This is a genomic window from Microbulbifer sp. Q7, assembly GCF_001639145.1.
Lineage (GTDB): Bacteria > Pseudomonadota > Gammaproteobacteria > Pseudomonadales > Cellvibrionaceae > Microbulbifer.
The window spans coordinates 825,329-845,162 of the sequence record NZ_LROY01000002.1 but is presented as its reverse complement, the minus strand read 5'-3'; the positions used below and the strand labels follow the sequence as shown (position 1 = coordinate 845,162).

Sequence of the window (19,834 nt, the reverse complement as noted above, 5' to 3'; positions counted from 1 at the left end):
GTGGAAACATACTCCTTTCCCACCCACAGAAAGCCGTTTGCAAGCGCGACCATCGCACTGGTCGCGAAAGCCCTATGCGCCCTTCTCCTGCTCGCACTATCACTGAGCGCCAGCGCCCAGGAACTGGCCGCGTCTGTCGACCGCAACGAACTCGCCATCAACGAAACCTTTACCCTCACCCTGCGCTACAGCGGTGGCCAACAGGGGGGACAGCCAGATTTCGACCTGCTTGAGCAGGACTTCGAGGTTCTTTCCCGCCAGCAGTCCAACCAGTACCGTGTAATAAATGGCCGCGCAGAAAGCTTCGTTGAGTGGACCCTCATCCTCGCCCCCCTCAAGGAAGGCAAGCTGTTTGTGCCCTCCCTGCATCTGCACGGCCAGGTGTCTGACGCCATCCCCATCACCGTAAACCAGGCCGGCCAGTCCCCCAGCGGCAACAGCCGCAAGGCCTTCCTGGAAGTGGAACTCGACAAAGACAAAGTCCACGTGCAGGAACAGCTACTGGTAAAAGTACGCCTCTACACTACCGTCGGCCTCCACGACATCGCCACCGACCAGCTAAAGGTCCGCGGTGCACATGTGGAAAAAGTCGATGAGCAACGCTTTGAACGCAGAATCGATGGCGTGGGCCACGCGGTTTACGAGCTCACCTACGCCGTCTTCCCGGAAAGCTCCGGCGAACTGCAAATCCCCGCCCTCAACTATGTCGCCGTCACCGGGCGCAGAGACCCCTTCTCCCTGTTCAACCGCAACGCACAGCGCATCCGCCTGCGCTCCGAAGCAAAAACCATACAGGTAGAACCCAAGCCCGATAGCTACAGCGGCAGCCACTGGCTCCCCGCCGCCAGTCTCGGCCTGGTACAGAGCTGGAGCAAAGACCCGGAAGAATTCAAGGTAGGCGAACCGATCACCCGCATCATCACCCTGCGCGCCGAAGGCCTCCGGGCAGCGCAGCTACCACCGCTGCCAGCGCTCAATATTGAAGGCCTGAAAACCTACCCCGACCAGGCCCAGCAGGAAGATCAGCCGAGGATGAATGGCATTACCGGCAGCCGGATAGAAACAACCGCAATTGTCGCCACCAAGCCTGGCAGCTATCAGCTTCCGCCCGTGACGATTACCTGGTGGGACACGAAGACTGGGCGGCAGCGGGCTACGCAGTTGCCGGCGTTTCGATTTAATGTCGCCGGTGCTCCGATAGCCAGTGCCACAACCCCTGGTGCCCCAAGTATTCCCAGCACCCAAGCGCCCAGCGTCAAAGAGGTCGAGCCGGGGTTTTGGCAGAAAATCGCAATTGCGGCAATTGCTTCACATCTGCTATGGATTCTTTATTTTTTCTATTTGAAGAATAGCCGGGCTGAATCCACAGCGCACAAGACAACCAGAAAGCCAAGAAAAGCGACGCATTCGGAAGAGCTGAAGAAACTTGTCAGCGAAGGAAAACCAACCGAAATTCAAGAGTGCTTGCGGACTTGGGTCAATCAGCGATGGCCCAAGCTTCGAGCGCTGAACCTTGAATCTGCGGTACAGCAGCTAAATATCTCCGAGCTGTCACAAGCAGTCGAGATTCTGAATGGAGCCATTTACAAGGAACCACCGAGGCCTGTCAATCGGCAACAGTTACAAATTTTACTAGACCGCCTGCAAAGTCAAGAAGATATAATCGAAGGAAAAACAAAACGATTACCTGGTCTTTTCAGCGGTGATGCCGTATGAACTGGCAGCTACTAATGTCAATTACGAGGCCAATAACGACTCCATTAGCGAAAGCGTCTGTTCCGCGGCGGCATCCCAGCTAAACAATTTCGCACGGGCGAGCGCCCGCAGCTGGAGCTGCTCTACCAGTGCGAGGTTGTCGCTAAGTAGCGAAAACGCAGTAGCCATGTCCTCAATATTCTCGGGGTCTACCAGCAGCCCCGCATCACCGGCAATTTCCTCCATCGCACCGCGATTGGAAGTAATAACGGGAGTGCCCTGACTAAACGCCTCAACAATCGGAAGTCCGAAACCTTCATAAAGCGACGGGATTAATAGGGCCCGAGCATTTAGGTACAAGTCAGGCAAATCTGCGTCACTCACGTAGCCAAGGATCTCGACCTGCCCGCTAAAGCCGTACTCCTCAATCACGGATTCAAGCTCCATCCGCCCCCACCCCTTACCACCACAGATTTTTAATGGGATCATTTGATTGCTGACGCGACTGTAGCGAGCGTAGGCATCCAAGATCCTAGCAAGGTTTTTCCGAGGCTCAATCGTACCGACAAAAAGGAAGTAGTCACCTCTTGGGCCGGGTTCGACTAAAGGTTCGAGGAACGGAGCCTCATAAATGGTCTCGACTTTGCTGCCACATTGAGGGAAAGATTCCCGCACTTCGCTCCGAGTACTGTTCGAGACAGCGATCACCGCATCCGCAGCCGCCAACGTAGGAGGCGTCAAGACACGCTCGAGCAACAATCCACTGCGTGTCATGGTATAGGGGCACCTTTGCCAGACCAAGTCGTGAATCGTTACCACTTTACGTACTTTTCGTGCTAGGCAGAGGGGCAAATGATGACGTGGAGACCAATACACCTCGATTTGGTCGCGCAACGCCCAAAAAGGAAAAACTACCTGAGCATAAATAGTGCCTAAGCCTGAACTCTTAATATCTCCACAACGCACCTCTACATTCGGCAGTTTGTGAACATCATCACGCAGCGGACGATGACTATATAAGTACCACTGGTGCTCACTATCAACCAGACGAGAAAGTATGGCTTGTGTATATCGGCCAATACCGGTCGTTGGTACTGATAGCGGGCGCGCATCAACAGCAATCCTGGCCATTAGTCCTCTACACCTCTTTCCCGCAACACCTCGTCATAAAGTTTGCGATACGCCGCGGCCATACGCTCACCTGTGAACATTTTTTCGTAGCGCTCACGGCTTGCCTGTCCCATGCGTTCCGCCTTTTTAGCGTCATTCAGCAGGTCATTCATAGCATCACGGAGAGCAACTGGATTGGAAGGAGGGATCACGTGGCCAGTTAACGAATTCCTATTCACAAAGCTGGTTCCAGTGCCAATGTCGCAGGATATAAGCGGCTTCCCGTACATCAGCCCCTCGATCAAAGTGACCCCGAATGCTTCAGAGCGCAGGTGTGAGGGAAAAACCACCGCTCGACACAACCTCATCAGAGCAACCTTTTCTTCGTTGCTCACAAAACCGGCAAATACAACATTATCGGCCCCTAACTCTTTCGCCAATGAAGCGAGGGGCGCAAACTCCGGTCCCTTACCGGCTATCACCACTTTAAAGGACTGCCCCACTGCAGCCCGGATCAAGAACTCCAGCCCTTTGTAATACCGCAGCACCCCAACGAACAGCATGAAATCCTTTCCAAAACGGTGTTCGGTTGCGGCGAATTGCTTAGCAGAGGGCAATACATACCCACTCTCCGAGACACCGAGAGGGATCACTTCAACCTTCTCCCTGTATTTCGCCAAAATGGGGCTACTTTCCACATAATTCTGAGACGTTGCTACTATTCGATCGGCTCGGTCTAATAGACGTTTCATCAGCGGGCGATATAAGACGCCAAGGAATCGCTGGCGGACAACATCCGAGTGATAAGTGACTACGAGTGGGCGCGATCTCCCCGCCAACAAATAAGCTACATCGCCAAACGGCCAAGGAAAATGGAAGTGCAAGAGCTTGGCTTTTAAACTAAACAACTTGCGCACTAAGCCAGGCCCAATACAACAGGACGCAATCGACATCCAGCGCCTTTCAGCCAAAACCGGAAGCTCTCCATTAAGCATCGTTTGTCCAGGTACCTTTGCAAGAGTTAACACACCGCTACTGTGTGTTTTTTGCGCAAGCTCAAGGATAACCTGCTCTAGACCACCCTGTGACTCAGGATAAAAGGTTCTGTAACAGTGGAGAATTCGAAATTCAGGGCCCAATGAAAGCTCTCCATCTGGAAGACTAAAGTGATAATGATAACCTATTGTTTTTAAAAGCAATAATGTATATTTGCGGCTTAAGAAATCTCGGGGTCGATATGAAGATTCTCTTCGCCACCATGCAATTTGGTCCAGAATACAATCAAGGGACCGAACGCTACATTCGTAACGTTGGAAAAGAGCTTATAGAAGATGGCTATGAAGTCACTGTTGCGGGGGGAGACCCAGAAGGAAAAGGACACCGCGAAGGTATATGGAATAGTATTCCTTACAAGACAATACCAACATACGGATGGACAACTGTCAGTGGTGCGTCAATAGATTGGTATGTTGAATTATTGAGAAAAGAAAAACCTGACATCCTCCACATGGTCAACCCAGGCCATATAGGAGTGAACATTATATTTGCTGCGCGCGCGCTGCATATACCGTACCTCGTATCAGTTACCGATTTTTGGTGGCTCTGCCCAAAACAAACACTAACCTTAAGCAACGGCAGTCTTTGCGATGGTTTCACTTCGGAATCTACTTGCCTGAAGTGTATTGCCAAAACACATCGCAACCCGACAATCAATCTCGCAGCAAAAACAAAAATTGGAGCGCAGTTTACTGCACAAATTATTAAAAGCAAAAATATCGAGTCTGACGAAAGCACGCTTTGGAAGAATAGAAGACAAATATTACAAGAAGCCCTTAGTGGAGCTCACAAAGTGATATGCCTGTCTAAAACAGGTAAAGTCTTACTAGAGAATTATTTTAATTTAAAAAACTGTCAATACCTTCCAGCAGGGCTATCTGCCCGATGGTTTGAGCAGAAAACATCTTCTAGCGTATCAACGAATAAATTTAGTGTTGGTTTTCTCGGTGCGATAACCCCCCACAAGGGCCTTCACGTACTTACACAAGCACTAAAAGCCCTTGATAACGAACGAATCCAATTAATAATCGCAGGCAAGAGAGCTTTGCCTACTTATGCCGACAGGGAGCTCCAAAGATACAAAAAAACGACATACTTAGGAGAAATTAAAGAAGAAGATACAACACCCCTTATGGACAAGCTAGACCTGATAGTCTTGCCATCACTGTGGCCAGAAAACCAACCGCAAGTACTGCTAGAGGCAGGAGCAAGGAGAGTTCCAGTAATTGCCTCCGACATCCCTGGCTGCGCGGAACTTTTAGACCAATCGGCATTATTCCCTATGGGTAGTCAGAAGGCTCTCAGTAACTTGATAAAAAAAATAACTAACAACGAAATAATAATTCCAAAACCTAACGTATCTAAAAGCGCGAAAGAAATCGCAAAAAAAATAATCTTAGAGTACAAATCAATAATAGAAAAAAATAAGCTTACGGCGCGACCACAGACACGAAAATAATCAAAACATACAACGAGCCTGTAGAAAAACGATCACTATCATCACCTAGCTCCAGCACTGTTCTATTAGTTTTTATCTGATCAGGATTTAATCACAAACCTTTGACATAATCACGCTTGGGCGTATTTCGCGTTTCATTCTACGCCACAAGTGTGGATAACCCTGTTAAGCAATGGATAGCGCTGTAATTCACTAATTTCTCAATGTTGTGTACCAGACAGAACATCTGCCACTGTCCCTGCACTTTACGTTTTCCACGCAACGAGAAGCGACTGAGTCGCTTGTTGGTGCCAATATTTCCAAACACAGGCTCCACCGCGGACATACGATGACTGTAGATCGTCTTGGCTTCAACGCTATCAACCCGCTTCTTCATCCAGTCTGTTGCGGTTTTCGCGTTTGTCCAGGTAAAGGATACCTGACGGCCATGCCCATCGCCGGTATCCGCCGAAGCAGGATTGCGCATACACTGGTCTTTTAGTGGGCAGCTGCGGCAATCTATCAGACGCCCTTCAAAATGCAGCTTGCGCTTTCCTTCGCTGACGCGCTCCTCTCGATATAGTAACATTTCATTGCCAGCCGGGCAGATACAGGTCTTGCTTCTCTTATTAAGCTTGAATTCGCTCGCAGGAAAAACCTGCTAAATACCCCATACGGTATCTTGATGACGCTTGCCATGCTTCTCTTTTTACTTGGCAAACGCCTTGTAGCGGGCGCGGAACTGGTTGTCGGGGATATAGGCGTTGATGCCTTCTTCTCTCAGCATGTCATTATTGGATTCACTGGAGAATCCGGTATCTTCTGTGAAGATGACTTCATCTGCGAGAGTCTCATCGGCAACTCCCGCATTCCGATAGCGCTTAATAGGCTTTAACGTATGGGTTTCCTGCCCCTCACCGAAGGCCTGCGTTTCAACAATGATCTGATGCTTTTTATCGACCGCAGCAATACCATTATAACCCTGAATGATGCCCTTGCTCGTCGTCATCTTGGCCGACTCGTTGTCGGCGATATTACTTTTTATTTCTTTTGGTATTTTGCCCTGCCCCATCCTTGGAGTTTGCGTCTTTAGGAAGCGATCGACTTTCTCGAAGTGTTGCTCCAACGTCTTGTTCATCTGCTCCAGCCGCTGCTTGCGCTCCCGCTCTGCCAGCTTCCTGCCATCCAGTTTCTTGTGTTCCGACCAGGCTGTAGTGGCGAATCTTTTTCCGAATCTTCACCTGCTTTTGCTCAAGCTCTTTAAAGGTCCCAGAATGTGCTTTACTCGCATTGGATTGTAGTGGTCAACTCTTTTTGGCCACCCCTATGTGTCAGGGTAGTTGTCGCCTGAACTTTTCAGAGGACAACTACCCTGACACATAGGGCGAACCTCGCGTTCCAGTTCCTTGACGCGGGCATCGGCAGCCGAGGCGGATGGGGGCGCAGGCGCAGCTGCCTTGCGAATCCAGCTGCTCAGTGTCTGGGCGGTGTAGCCGATCTTGCTGGCTACGGCCTCGATGGGCGGCCCACTGCGATGTGTGGGACTCCCGAACTTCGTAGACCATGCGGATGGCCCGGTCACGGACTTCAGGGGAAAATTTGGGGTGCTTGCTCATAGTGGCTCCATTTTCTCAAAAGGTGGAGCCTCCGCTAAACCCGGGGCGGTTCACATCGCATCCTGATTGTAATTGTATGGCTTGAAGTTGGGGGGGGGGGATCTCGACTTGGACCTCTCAACTTTATCAAAAAATGCTAAGTTTTTAGAGTTTTTCTACAGCCTGAACGCCCACCACATGCGCCGCCCCATCAAACTTCTTACTCACCGAAATAAGCGTTACATACCTCGCCAGCAGTTCCATCCATTTTTATGCACCCATGTTCAAGCCAAATAACCCTATTACAGGTATTCAAAATCAATTCTCTAGAATGGCTAGCAATAACTACGATCTTACTCGAAGAAACGAGCTCAGACATTCGGGCTTCAGCCTTTTGTTTGAAACCCTCATCACCTACTGACAACCACTCATCCATAATCAATATGTCAGGGCGTACAATCGTAGAGACCGAGAAAGCCAAGCGCAAATGCATACCCGAGGAATATGTACGGACGGGCATATCAATAAAATCACCAAGCTCTGCAAAGTCAATTATATTATCAAGTTCCGCTTCAATCTTCTTACGCGGCAATCCAAGCAGCGCCCCTCTAATATAAATATTTTCCCTACCAGTTGCTTCATGGTCTATACCTAGAGAAATATCAATAAGCGAGCCGACAGCCCCTTGAATTGAAACCTCACCTTCTGTTGGAGAGTAGACACCACTCAACACGCGAAGCAAGGTGCTTTTCCCCGCGCCGTTATGCCCAATCAAACCAATACAATCACCCTCACCGAACTCAAAACTCAAATCCGCAAGCGCTCTAACAACCACCCGACCCTGCTCATCCGCTGAAATCTGGCCACCCGTCGCCACCTGCATCAATCGGTTTTTAAGAGAACGTCCGCCTGCGTTATAAATAGGGAAATCAATGGACGCATTTTTAAAGTAAATACGAGTCATTCTTACACAACCTTAGAGCCAATAGGGCAAACGCTTTCTGTAGCGACCATAAAAGAGAATAGCCACAGCCCAACCTGACACCGCCAAGAAGATCGAAACGATCCAATTTTCAAAAGATGGCAATTGCCCTAAAAGGGGCGATCTAACTATTTCTATTAAATGAAAAACGGGATTAAAATCTAAAATAAGACTACCAGCCCTCTCTGGCAAAAGCTTTGGCATCCAAATAATGGGAGTCAAATAAAAAAGCACCTGCAAAGCGCTTGACACTATTTGAGGTAAATCTCTGTATCGAGCACAGACCACTCCCAGCGCCAAGGCCAACCAAGCCAGATTAGCCAATAGCAATAAGAATCCAGGAATGGCTAGAATAACGTTTAGATTAAAACCGCCACCCAAAAGCAATAAAACGACAGGGAAAATAAGGATGTTATGAAACAATATTATGCAATTGCGCCAAATCATTCTGAGGGTATGGACGAACAAGGGGATTGGCAACTGCTTGATGATACCCTGCGCAGATACGAATTCGGAACACCCCTCCGTCACAACGGAAGAAATAAATGTCCACAAAATTATTCCTGCAGCCAAAAATGGTAAGAATTCAGCCATTGGGGAATTAAAAAGATTCCCAAATACCAAACCGATTGTACCAATCATGACCCCCATACTAATGGTCAGCCAAAACGGACCGAGCGTTGACCGACGATACCGCTGCCTGACATCCTGCCAACCCAACGCTCCGGCCAAAGAGATCCGCCGAAACGCATTTGCGATATCGGTCAATGTTCCAGTACTAAGCTGCATAAACAACATCATTAAAAATATAAAACACCAACTATCTCCTTAAGGAACAAGCACAACTGAGCAAGCTAACATGATGGCTCCCCACCAGGGAAACCCCAACGGACCGCGAACGTTGCATCCTCAAGAACTAACGCGATCAACACCGATTGAAAACCAGTCACACCAAGAAACTTTATTACCTTTGTCGACAATGATCTCTAATGACCGATGATTTTCAGTATCAACTGATACAAAATCATTGAAGTTTCGATCAACAACACCCTCAAAAACATTCTCGCCATCTAATTCAATTGACAGACCTACCAACCCAGCCTCACGCCCTGGCTCATTGAGGGCACGACAATGAGCAGACAGAGGATCTATTCTAGGAGAAAAAGTAAGAGACTTAGCCCCCGAAATATCAACTTTCATTTTAGCCGGTTCATTCTCGCCAGGATGCATGAACACCTGATGATCTGGATGAACCCGAAAAGGACCATAACCAATTTGTTCATCAACGACCCTGCTTAACAACCAACTGAGCGCCTCACGTCTTCTGGAAGAACTAGAGGCACCTTCGGGATAAAAATTTTTGAGTGACTTTAAATCACCTACAAAGAAATCACGATAGAAACGCGGCTCTTCCTCAAGAGGTGGATCAACATACTCAATCTGTTGCTCACACTGAGGAGAGCTACAGTGTAATTGAACGAGTTTGACACTGAAAGAGGGGCAATCCTCATCAAGTCCAATTGCGCGAAACTCGAAATCTTTTACTCCGGCCACATTAATCGTTGCTAGCCTGAATGCGCCACGCTGCATAGGCACATGGTATAATTCACGATCACCACTTTTCACAGAAAATGCTGTGCCACCTTTGTGTTCCAACCCTTGCGCAACACATTTCCCCGGAGTACTAATATCGAGATATGGGCGAAGTGAAATTTCCTGCACACCTCCCGCAAATTTGAATGTTGAGGACTGGCCATCGAGGTCAAAATTAATCATACCCTCTGATGATGGTTCAACCCCGCCTACGTGAAAGCGTTTGAAAGTGTTTGTGATTTTTTCAGGACGCGATATAACCGTACGGCCACTCGGCCCAGCCTCCGCCCCCTCCATCATATTCAAGATAGAAAGCTGCTCGTACTTTTTTCCAATTCTGCGCTTTTCCTTTGCGGGAATTTCATCATCCGCACTTATTACACCCATAATTGCATTTGCCAGAAAAAAGTCCGGCATCGACAGGTTCGCCGACCGAAAGACAAACCCGGGAATCAGATACGAACTTGTTCTCTTCGGTAAATCGATGGTAGAAAAATTGGACCAAAATCGATACGGAGGCAACTGCTCCTCGGGTTTCAATCCATCTTTAAAGCAAAGCGACTTATACACGCTCGCGAGTGCAGGCATGTGGTCACCAAAAAATACAAGTAATGTCGGACGCTCCCTCCGCTTAATCGCATCGATCAGGTACCCATATGCAGAATCAGCGTCTTTGGCCCGCGACACGTAATCGGCAAAAATATTCGCAGCTTCGGGGTTCAAGCCATCAGGGACAGGTAATCCCTCACTAGTGACTCTCGCTGCCCCCCAGGGCCCGTGGTTATCCATCGTGATCGCCTCCACAAATGTGGGGCCATCCGCCGAGTCCAGTTGAGACAGCACAGCCTTTACTAAAGAAAGGTCACTCACATGCCCCCTAGTGGACTCATCTCGGTCGGGCAAAAACGCGTTAACATCCAGAAACGTTTGAAACCCGAGCTGTCCCATGGCCGTGTTCCGATTCCAAAAACCGCCCTTGTTTGGATGTATCGCAATTGTGTTATAACCATGGTCCGCTAACACTCGCGGCATTGCGGTAATGTTTGTTTTCAGGAGGTCATAATATGCAAACATGGAATGTGGGAAAGCGCTAATTGGCACTCCCGATAGTGACTCAAACTCACTCTGCAATGTCCGTCCTCCAAAAACCGGGACCTTTAGCTCACCTCCGGTCGGGAACCCTAGGCTAGAAATGTTCGACAAAACCGGTGTTTCAGGCATGCCACAAAGCTTGCCTGGCATAAATAAGGACTCACTTTGCACAATCACGATATCTGGTCGAAAATCTGGCGTGGCCGGCACCGCTTCAAGATTTCTCCGAACCCCTTTAACGTGAGGTTCTTCCCAAAACTGCTTTGCCATTTCAGCATCAGCTTCGATGGCAATACTCTTTTGAGACATCTTACCGAGCAATATGTTTCCGATAATACCAGCCTTTGAAGCGCCTGCGTTCTGCTGAAAGGTTTCCCATCCAAGAGTTGGGATAACATTGGGCGCCCGATATCCCTCCAAAAAAAACAATAATCCGCCGCCAACCAACGCAAAAAAAGTTCGCGATCGCATTGAGGATTTAGCTACGCCCTTTAGGAAATACGCCATAAGAAAAAGAGCCAGCACAATTGCGAAAATAACTGCGAAGAATGTCGTTGACACGAAGCCAAACACCAGCTCTGGACTTTCAATTACCGAAGAGACGACGGCCAAATCAGCGTATACAAAGCTTTCGCCAAGAAACTCCGCCTTCACTCTTCCTGCATAATGAATGACAGTTACCAGCAAAACAGCAACGAGCAAACTAATGCTCACACGTCCAGTAAACGACCAAACTAAAAACAGTAAAGCCGCCGGAAACAAAACATTCAGTATATGTGACACAAGGGGTGCGCCCAACGAAAGATATGGGTCAGACGCAACTACGAAGCTCCACAGCAGAGCCAGCGAAAAAAAACAAACAAGGAAATACCGAACAAATAATCTCACACCATACCCCTGAACCACACATTCAATCGAAGTGAAAGCTACGAAACCTGTCAATACGCAGCATCAATATCGCTTTCTAAAGTAAATTTATCGGCGGCAAACCTCAAGTTTTCGCCCTACAAATGAGCGAACCTTGGCCGGCACACGCAATTTTCGGGCAACCCTCCGTAACGCCTCAAACAGCCCAACGTTACCAGCAGCGTCAAATCGACGAGTTCTATAATATCTAACCAGTACCCGCACCGGACGTGCCAACTGCCAGGATGTGCTTTGGTATAACAAGTTTATCTGGGACTGCGCGGCCACTTGAGCATCCCAGCACTGGGCAACTTCAGCTTGAAGACGTGTATTCTCTTTATTTACACGCCCCAGCTCCGAGTGAATCCAATTGCGATCGGACTGAACCGCATGAAAATCATGCCCTAATCTAGTTATGCGCTCAATTAAAGCAAGCTTCCGAACTCGAAAGGCTTCCGAGTGACCTTCTAGCTCACTGATGCGCGCACCCATGACCTGGCTTCGCCGGATCAGCCCCTCATTTTCGGCCTCTAAATCTCCAATTCGCGCGACCATACTCTGGCTTCGCCCGATAAGAACCTCAATTTCCTGCTCCAATTCAGCCAACTTCAGAGAAGAAAGATTGGCTCTAGCCCGCTCTCCCTCCAACAACTCAACTAAACGTAATTTCTCATTCCATAAGGAGTTCAAACGCTCGCTTAGCGAAGGCTCGCCTTTGTACGTAAAATCGAGTCTAGCGCTATTATGTGCCGGCATAGGAAAATTTATCGAGTTACTGACCAATCCCAGATTGGACAAGACAAGCTTTACCCTATTCAACCAACTCGACCTAAGCTCCAATTTTTGTGAGTGGTCTGCCAGCCTTCGAAACTTCAAAAACTCACCGAAAGAATTATCAGCAAGCCCAAGCGCTTCCCGCTTCTGGCGATAATACGCGTTTTCACCACGCAACCAGCATGGGATACCAGAAAGTTGCATCCACAATGTAATATGATACGAACAAGAATAGGCAAACTGCCCTACAAGGGGCAGTAATGATTTGGCTGGGCGAGGCGCCTCCAATAGGTTCATCAAGTGAATCAACCGCAGATCAGAAAAAGCAAACCCCCCCCCCCAAACGCTTAACTGACTCAATTGAATCAACAACCTCCTCTCTTTGATCTCGATAAGCCTGCAATAACGTCACAGGAACGGAGCCGGAAGACACTCTCGACATGGCAGCCAAATCCGCTTTTATATCCAGAATGGCAGCATCATTCCCCGTGTAATCGGAGATATTAAGATGAAATATCATGCCCGGCCCCGCTTCAACCTGCAGAAGCTCTCTCATCTTTAGTAGAGGCTCAACTGCATCATCGAATGAAAATTCAGTATCGACACCTGCGGATTTGAGAAGCTTTTCTGACCGATAATCACGAACCCCAATAAATACAGGATTGAACCTCTGAATATGCGTGACCACACTATCAACAAACCCTTCGGATACCTGCTGTCCCGATATCAAGTAAACAGGATTATCTAGGCGTTCCAGAATCGCTTCTGCCACACCAATAACATATTCACCCCATAGCTCGTTGAGAAAGCCTCCTCCATACAGCTGAACGTAACTGACGTTATGTAGTGAGGTCACCTGCTCCAACCCTAGCGATACACAGCTGTCATCACTTAACGGTGCTTCACTGACGAACAGAAGGCAATCAACTCCATAGGAGTCCTGGATCCTTTCGATATCCACAAGCTTAGGGATAGTCGCGATTGAGTTTACAGAAACAATGGCCAGATTAGAGTTATCGCGTAGAAACGAAATCGCACTAACATGCTGGAGCACATCGCCGAAATTCCCATAACCAAAGTCACTTCCGACCAAAAGTGCTTTTTGGCGAACCCCACGCAGAAGTCCTATGCTCTCTTTGAGCGCGTAAAAGTAAAATCCCATTTATGCAGCACTCATATCCGGAACGTGTTTTACAGTCTTTGTGCTTTGCTTGAGCTCAAAGATTTCTATCAGTGACGCCAGATATGCCTCCGAGCAGTGCCTGCTCGCGATGAGCTCACGGCCTCGCCTAGCATAATCAGCGGCGCCGGGCCAATTGGCATATAGGGCACCAATTGCGTTCACATAGCTTCGAACCAAAGCTGAGCCACTTCCAACATTCTCTATCAGGCACCCTGTATTCCCATTTATAACCAGCTCCCTTATGCCTCCCACATCTGGAGCAATAACAGGAAGGGCAACAGACATAGCCTCTAGCAAAATATTCGGCAAACCATCATATGCACTTGTATATAAAAAGGCATCGTAGTTCTGGAGAGGTAATTTATAAAAAGAGCTGAATCCCCCTTTATAGTTGATGGATGCGCCCTCCACGCCGAATAACTGCGATGGATCCAACCCTTCATCCACGTTACCGAATACATCTATCTGTATGGCATACCCAGTCAAGTTAAGCGCACGTGAAATCTCCACAAGTAAATCCGGGCGCTTTTCTGGGGCTATTCGAGATGCCCATAGAAATCGAAATTTCGGCTTCTCAGAACCCAGCGGACGCTCTGGCAAACGGCAATTTGCATACAAAGTGTGGTACTTCGACTGCAAGCTTCCCAGTACCGACTCGTCCATTTGCGCAATAGCATCACAATCAGTGACAACACGCCAGAACCCCTTAAGATGCTTGCGCATTACGCGAACAGTCCATGGGCTACGCCATGACTCCTCTCCCCACTCGTAACAACCATCCGAAAATCGATAATATACAGGCCTAAATTCCCCAGACAGAACACCCGAATAGGCATCATAGAAATTGTGCACAAAAGGAGAAGACTTAAGGTGGAGTCTTGCATTCGGTTGGGCCGCCGCAAGTAGAGCTCGCACTAACAACGCGTTCCGTTCACTCTCATCGTAAGATGGGAACGTATTAAACAGATCAATGAATACCGCATTTTCGGGTAGCCGGTCCACCCACTCATGCGTCTTGGATGATTGCCCCGTTACAACCAGTATCTTGGCGCCCGTTTCACTATGGCAGATCCCATCTAAGACCTCCAATATATACTTCTCGGCACCGCCCGGACGCAGCCATGGTAAAAGCACTACATCAGTAAAGGAATGACGCCCCATCAAACTAAACAATGTCCCAAGCTGCATCCCCCAATGGTCCTCTCGCCAAGGAACCGGACTGTAGCTGCTTGCAGCCTCAACAGAAGAGAGCTCCACCTCCGGATCTAACCGCGCCGCATCCAGCAGAAAGCCCCGGAGCTGCTCAGATCGCATGAAAGATTCAGTGTTGTTTTCACTGAGTATCTGCTTCCGTTTTCTAAAAAATTCTCCGGACGACTCAGCACTCAGATCGTGGCTGCGCATGGCTACGCAGAATGCTTCGGGCTCAAATAAACTATTATGAGGTATTAATTTAGAGGAAATAGAATTAGCTTGCTTTAGCAGGCTACCTTCACGCTGCCGGTAAAAGAATGCTGTGTCTTTAGCAACGATAAATTCATAGCCACTTGCCAGCAACCGGCAATTAAGATCCCAATCTTCATAAGCAAAGCCTTGCGTCAGCTGTAAATCCTTATATTGCAGATCATTAAAAATTGATCGAGCGACAAATATTCGAGAAACATATGAATGCTGCAAAGCAAAGTCTGCTGGTGTCAAACACTCCGAGCCAACGTATCGCACAACATGGTATGGCTCTCCAAAGGCACAAAGATACTCAACAAATACAACAGCCTTGTCGGAATTATGTGATTGCGCAGTTCGAAGCAGCTCTACTATACAATTGGACGAAACCAGGTCGTCTGCGTCGGAAGTCCATATATATTCTCCCGAAGCATGCGAAATACCGGCGTTTCTGGCTAACCCTAAAGAGCCCACATCAACTTCCACAATCTTCAGCTCTTCACAAAACGAATGATCTACACTGAAAAAAACCTCGCGTGTAAATTCGTCTGATCTGTCAAACACCGCGACCAGCTCGACGGAGATGTCATTCTTCTTAGCGTGGAGGATACACTCCTTTAACGATTCGAGGGTCGGCCGTAAATACGACGACTCACGGTGCATATTCAAAACAATACTTACATCGATTTCTTTATTTTTCATGCTCACGTTCCGCCATACCTTTAATCTGATACTCTATTTTCGGCCATCTGCGGCTTCCTTTGCGGCAAGGAATCAGCGTTCAGCGGTAAGGTAGTGGTAAAAACCTCATCCAACTTACACTCAAAAGCGCCCCAAGAGTGGTTCTCTAAAACTCGCGACCTTGCGCTCTCACCCTTTTTGCTCCAATCAACCATATCTGAAAAACAACTGACAATGGCTTCCGCATATGCTTTGGGGTCGCTATGCTCATGAACTAACCAGCCCGTACGCTCATCCACGAGGTCAGCAATTCCACCGACGTTGGAGGTCACAATAATCATGCCCGACGCAGCGGCTTCCACCAATATATTTGGTAGGCCGTCCCATGCTGATGTATTAAGTAACACTCTATAATTTCTTGCAACGGCATGAAAATTTGAGTAAGGCGGGAATACGGTGATATTCTTTTGAGACTCAAAATGGCTTAGCTTGTTTCTTCCACTGACAACAGCCTGTCCGTATACATGAAACTCTACCTCCGGCAAGATCTTAGCCACCTGCAGAAGAAGGTCCGGCCTTTTTTGAGGATCAAACCTTCCCGACCATATCACTTTTCGAATTCCTTCCGCCCTTCTGATAGGCAACTTCAGCAGGGATTCGTCAGTGGGAATCCTCACCACTTCAAATAAGGTCAAAGGAAGCCCATAAGTCGCGCAGATCTGCTCCGGATAGTTACTATTGTCAGTAAAAATTTTTCGGATATATGGAGCCGACTCTCGCAAGAATTCACGACCATACCCAACTGGACAACCGTCCTTATCGTAGTCATCGCAGTAAAGTGAAACATATACATTCGAAACTGCTGCCAGCGTTTTTCCACTACTCCTAATACAATTCCATGCGAGCCGCGAATTAATATTATGAACACAGCGTGGTTCCAACTGGATTAACAGGCGCATCAGCACTGACTCTTGCTCAAGAGCTGACAGCCACGAGGCCTCCTGCCCAAACTGCAATACATCAATCTCTTTTGGAACCTTATCGAGCCAAGTAGAATGACTTGCCTCTGTTAAAATCAGTAAGGCTCTAACTCTACGTTTTGCTAAATAACGAAGGTGGCATAAGGTCACCAAATCGGCACCGCCCATTTTTATCCAGGGTGCAACCAATATGTAATCATACCCCTCCCTTTGCACCACCAAATGCATGAGCTTCCTGTAAACACGACCTCCCGCAGGGTGGATCGCAAGCGGAGCAAATTCAAAACCACGATTCTGGATTACATTAGGATTAATTTCATACTCAAGGCGTGCCAATGAGAGCATTTCTTCACGAAGCCAATCCGGGATACATTTTCTCTTTTCTGCTGAATAATGTACCGGCCAACCCATGGCTTGGGCCGAGTCATCTTGGCTAATGAACAGCACACGCCTTAAACGGTGCAAGCCGGCCACAATGCGATAGGAAAGCCTGCCGGGTAGACGCCTAATGACAGGCCTTAAGAAGTGTCGATATATCACTAAGGATAATTTGTACAGCAATCTAAAAATCATACTTAAACACGGAAAAAATCTGTTTTTCTGATATAAACTTTATTCTGTAATTGCTCACTCAAAAGCGAAGAGTGCTTCCTTCTGTAAAAGCCGCTAGTCTGAGGAACAACTTTATGGATGTAGCCCGCCTCTATAGTGCAGCAATTCCAATGCCAATCTTCATGGCCAAATCCCTGCCGACGGTGATTGCTTTCCGCATACCCAACACTTTCAAAAACCTCCTTGTGCGCAACCACCCAAGAAGTCCAATAATTAGAGAAGAGGAGTCCATCGCGATCAAAACTTGAATCGTCTTGATCTATTTGCCAAGCGTAGGAATTATATTTCCCGAAATTAACTACAACTTCTGGGTGACAAATAATATGCCGACCTATGCGAGCTATCAGCTCCTTTGCTGCATACAGCCAATTCTCTGAATACAAATCATCGCCATCAAGAATCGCGACAAAATCACCATTTGCTGCAGAAATACCTTTGTTGCGCGAAAAACCCAAATCTCCATAATCCACGTCTAATACTACGTCACTTGACTTTACACATGGATGTGCCTCAACAATACATTTTGTCTCAGCATCAACCGAATCAAAAACAACCACTAATTCGACAGACTCCTCAAATTTTTCACAATACTCTCTACAACGGAGAATTGAGTTCAACGTAATTTGAGCAAGAGTCCGTTCATTATGGAACGTAACGACTACGGAAATCATAAAACCAAATTCCAAGCCAATTTGGACCGGCACGTCTCGTAAAAATTGTGACCAAGCGGATGTATTAATGTCATCCTGTGAGGCTTCTTATGAATACGTAAAATATCCCCCGCCTCAACTGACACCCTGTCATGACCATCACACGTTACTCTTGCATCAGCAAGGTTGTGTTCACCAACTATTATTTTGAATTCACAACTCCCCTCCACCACAATGGGACGACTGCTAAGCGTATGAGGGTTTAGGGGAACTAAAACGATTGCATCCAGTTTTGGGTGCATGATGGGGCCCCCGCCGGAAAGTGCGTATGCTGTGGATCCAGTGGGAGTTGAAACAACTAAACCGTCCGAGCGCTGCGTATATACAAATTGACCATCGATATAGAGGTCAAATTCGACCATGCGAATTTCACTCGAATGAAGTACCACATCATTTAGTGCGGAGCCATGATATATCGGCTTTCCACCTCGCCTAAGAGACATGTCGAGAAGGAAACGGCTTTCGGCCATGTATTTGCCGGAAAGCACTTCACCTACTTTTTCTTCGATTTCATCGGGAGTGATATCGGTGAGGAATCCAAGCCGGCCCCGGTTGATTCCCAGGAGCGGAACACTGAACTTGGCGAGGGCACGGGCGGCGGCTAGCAGGCTGCCGTCGCCTCCGACAACGATTACGAGGTCGCAAAGTTCTCCGAGCTTGTCTTTACTAGATACGCGCGCATTGTGACCCGCCACATCATTGGCTGTATTTTTTTCGAGCACAACGGAGTAACCCTCTCGCTCTAGGAAGGCCATCAGGCGCTTGAGCGAGAGGACTGCGCTGTCACTTTCAGTGCGGCCGATCAGGCCGATGTTTTGGAATTCCGACACCGCTCCCCCGTGGTGCCCGAATTTGGGCTGGTGCAGTTTTTAGTATTCGTCTGGATAACAATCTGGTCAGGAAACGGCCAGCAAACCCTTAATTTGACAGGCAATTATGCCTTAAGCCAAAGCACGAGTCGAACCGGTGACGCAGGGGAACAGGATTGGTAAAGAGAGCTATTAACAGATCAAATTTCGCACAACACTAGCGCAGGACTGCTATTTTATTTGCACCCTCGGCGTCCCTGCAGTCCACCTGTGTGTAGCAGCAGCACATGTTGCCGACGTAAAACTCCTCTTTTCTGCTGTTTTTGTGAGCAACCTCTCATTAATGACTTCCCTGCCTTCCCCGTATATATCTGGTCGAGGACAACGCCAGTCTGTTGCCCTATCTCACCAAGGAAAACGATCAAAGATTCATCAACCTTTCCATAGCCACCGCAATGCCCATCGGCAATCAATTCTATATCTTTACTCGACACCGCATACCCACCCCACTCGGAAATCGCAGCCGCGATGCTTCTTTCGGCTTTTAGAACGGCAACCCCCACAGCCTTCGTAGTTTTCGGTAGGCTAGAAGCGAGCGCACCTAACGTGAGTCCTGTCCCACAGGCAAGCCAGCATTCATCAAATCGCACAGGGCTAGTGGCCGCAATTGTCTTTCCCAGCAGCCTTACGCCCTGTGCACCTTGTGCGTTCGCGCCCCCTTCTGGCACAAACCAGCTGTCATTCCCGCTCAGTCCCAAACTACCAACGAAGTCCGGTTCATTACGTCTGCGGTACTCGGAGCGCGACACAAACCGCAGCTCCATCCCAAACCGCTCCGCGTCCTGCAGCATGGCACTTGGAACCGGGGGCCTTTCACCCCGGATGATGCCGATGGTTTTAAACCCAAATCGCTGGCCAGCCGCGGCGGTGGCGTGTATGTGATTTGACCAGGCACCGCCACAGGTGACGATGGTGTCTTTGCCCTGCTTTCGAGCTTCAAGCAGGTTGAACAGAAGCTTGTAGGCTTTATTGCCGGAGATGATGGGGTCGATCAGATCGTCGCGACGGATCCAGAGGTCAATGCCGGGGAACAGGTCAGAATTGATTTGTTGATAAGGGACATTTCTCGCGGCTTCAAGAAAGGCTTTTTCGCTCAGCTCAGTGAGATATCGCAT

At 48.3% G+C, this 19,834-nt stretch carries 16 protein-coding genes; 2 read left to right on the top strand and 14 right to left on the bottom strand.

The features are described from left to right. The gene (locus AU182_RS09190; RefSeq protein WP_227718201.1) at positions 1-1,716 is read left to right on the top strand and encodes a BatD family protein; all 1,716 of its coding nucleotides are present in this window, start codon (positions 1-3) and stop codon (positions 1,714-1,716) included. 21 nt (positions 1,717-1,737) lie between these two features. Here the strand turns inward: AU182_RS09190 and AU182_RS09185 are convergent, their stop codons facing one another. Together AU182_RS09185 and AU182_RS09180 are read right to left on the bottom strand one after the other, a co-directional pair. Then, positions 1,738-2,826 (bottom strand): glycosyltransferase family 1 protein, encoded by a 1,089-nt coding sequence (locus AU182_RS09185; RefSeq protein WP_082859329.1) that lies wholly within the window; start codon positions 2,824-2,826, stop codon positions 1,738-1,740. Continuing rightward, positions 2,826-3,944: a glycosyltransferase gene (locus AU182_RS09180; protein ID WP_066964001.1), complete on the bottom strand. Its 1,119-nt coding sequence runs from the start codon at positions 3,942-3,944 to the stop codon at positions 2,826-2,828. Before AU182_RS09180 ends, AU182_RS09185 begins: the two co-directional genes overlap by 1 nt. A gap of 98 nt (positions 3,945-4,042) precedes the next feature. Here AU182_RS09180 and AU182_RS09175 point away from each other — a divergent pair, with 98 nt between their 5' ends. Continuing rightward, positions 4,043-5,320, top strand: coding sequence for a glycosyltransferase (locus AU182_RS09175; RefSeq protein ID WP_193754320.1), 1,278 nt, complete (start codon positions 4,043-4,045; stop codon positions 5,318-5,320). Between the two features lie 139 nt (positions 5,321-5,459). On the opposite strand, the gene AU182_RS16525 is transcribed toward AU182_RS09175, so the two are convergent. From AU182_RS16525 to AU182_RS09120, 12 genes are all read right to left on the bottom strand, one after another. Then, entirely contained in the window at positions 5,460-5,888 is a 429-nt protein-coding gene (locus AU182_RS16525; RefSeq protein ID WP_066963995.1) for a transposase, read from the bottom strand. Between the two features lie 120 nt (positions 5,889-6,008). Next, a complete protein-coding gene (locus AU182_RS16520) occupies positions 6,009-6,437 on the bottom strand; it encodes a hypothetical protein (RefSeq protein WP_066963993.1) in 429 nt (142 codons plus the stop codon). Positions 6,438-7,114: 677 nt separating this feature from the next. After that, positions 7,115-7,858, bottom strand: a complete 744-nt coding sequence (locus AU182_RS09160; protein WP_066963990.1) for an ABC transporter ATP-binding protein — start codon at positions 7,856-7,858, stop codon at positions 7,115-7,117. A 12-nt stretch (positions 7,859-7,870) separates the two neighbouring features. Then, positions 7,871-8,665, bottom strand: coding sequence for an ABC transporter permease (locus AU182_RS09155; RefSeq protein ID WP_227718200.1), 795 nt, complete (start codon positions 8,663-8,665; stop codon positions 7,871-7,873). Positions 8,666-8,785: 120 nt separating this feature from the next. Continuing rightward, positions 8,786-11,449, bottom strand: a complete 2,664-nt coding sequence (locus AU182_RS09150; protein WP_153039198.1) for an LTA synthase family protein — start codon at positions 11,447-11,449, stop codon at positions 8,786-8,788. A gap of 87 nt (positions 11,450-11,536) precedes the next feature. Beyond that, positions 11,537-12,613, bottom strand: coding sequence for a hypothetical protein (locus AU182_RS09145; protein ID WP_153039197.1), 1,077 nt, complete (start codon positions 12,611-12,613; stop codon positions 11,537-11,539). After that, entirely contained in the window at positions 12,558-13,403 is an 846-nt protein-coding gene (locus tag AU182_RS09140) for a hypothetical protein (protein ID WP_066963980.1), read from the bottom strand. The genes AU182_RS09145 and AU182_RS09140 overlap by 56 nt, the downstream gene beginning before the upstream one ends. Continuing rightward, positions 13,404-15,569 (bottom strand): glycosyltransferase, encoded by a 2,166-nt coding sequence (locus AU182_RS09135; RefSeq protein ID WP_066963977.1) that lies wholly within the window; start codon positions 15,567-15,569, stop codon positions 13,404-13,406. It lies immediately after the preceding gene. A gap of 20 nt (positions 15,570-15,589) precedes the next feature. Continuing rightward, positions 15,590-16,975 carry a glycosyltransferase family 4 protein gene (locus AU182_RS09130; RefSeq protein ID WP_193754319.1) on the bottom strand — a complete coding sequence of 462 codons (1,386 nt, stop codon included), beginning with the start codon at positions 16,973-16,975 and terminating at the stop codon, positions 15,590-15,592. Between the two features lie 128 nt (positions 16,976-17,103). Beyond that, positions 17,104-17,811: a glycosyltransferase gene (locus AU182_RS16255; protein WP_082859325.1), complete on the bottom strand. Its 708-nt coding sequence runs from the start codon at positions 17,809-17,811 to the stop codon at positions 17,104-17,106. Beyond that, a complete protein-coding gene (locus AU182_RS09125; protein WP_066963971.1) occupies positions 17,808-18,680 on the bottom strand; it encodes an NAD(+) kinase in 873 nt (290 codons plus the stop codon). The genes AU182_RS16255 and AU182_RS09125 overlap by 4 nt, the downstream gene beginning before the upstream one ends. A gap of 215 nt (positions 18,681-18,895) precedes the next feature. Beyond that, the gene (locus AU182_RS09120) at positions 18,896-19,834 is read right to left on the bottom strand and encodes a 1-aminocyclopropane-1-carboxylate deaminase/D-cysteine desulfhydrase (RefSeq protein WP_066967809.1); all 939 of its coding nucleotides are present in this window, start codon (positions 19,832-19,834) and stop codon (positions 18,896-18,898) included.

Excerpts from the sequence above, each read along its gene's own strand:
- AU182_RS09175 (WP_193754320.1), top strand. The coding sequence starts at position 4,043 with ATGAAGATTCTCTTCGCCACCATGCAATTTGGTCCAGAATACAATCAA.
- AU182_RS09160 (WP_066963990.1), bottom strand. The coding sequence starts at position 7,858 with ATGACTCGTATTTACTTTAAAAATGCGTCCATTGATTTCCCTATTTAT.
- AU182_RS09140 (WP_066963980.1), bottom strand. The coding sequence starts at position 13,403 with ATGGGATTTTACTTTTACGCGCTCAAAGAGAGCATAGGACTTCTGCGT.
- AU182_RS09120 (WP_066967809.1), bottom strand. The coding sequence starts at position 19,834 with ATGCGATATCTCACTGAGCTGAGCGAAAAAGCCTTTCTTGAAGCCGCG.
- AU182_RS16525 (WP_066963995.1), bottom strand. The coding sequence starts at position 5,888 with ATGTTACTATATCGAGAGGAGCGCGTCAGCGAAGGAAAGCGCAAGCTG.
- AU182_RS09155 (WP_227718200.1), bottom strand. The coding sequence starts at position 8,665 with ATGCAGCTTAGTACTGGAACATTGACCGATATCGCAAATGCGTTTCGG.
- AU182_RS16255 (WP_082859325.1), bottom strand. The coding sequence starts at position 17,811 with ATGATTTCCGTAGTCGTTACGTTCCATAATGAACGGACTCTTGCTCAA.
- AU182_RS09135 (WP_066963977.1), bottom strand. The coding sequence starts at position 15,569 with ATGAAAAATAAAGAAATCGATGTAAGTATTGTTTTGAATATGCACCGT.
- AU182_RS16520 (WP_066963993.1), bottom strand. The coding sequence starts at position 6,437 with ATGAACAAGACGTTGGAGCAACACTTCGAGAAAGTCGATCGCTTCCTA.
- AU182_RS09185 (WP_082859329.1), bottom strand. The coding sequence starts at position 2,826 with ATGGCCAGGATTGCTGTTGATGCGCGCCCGCTATCAGTACCAACGACC.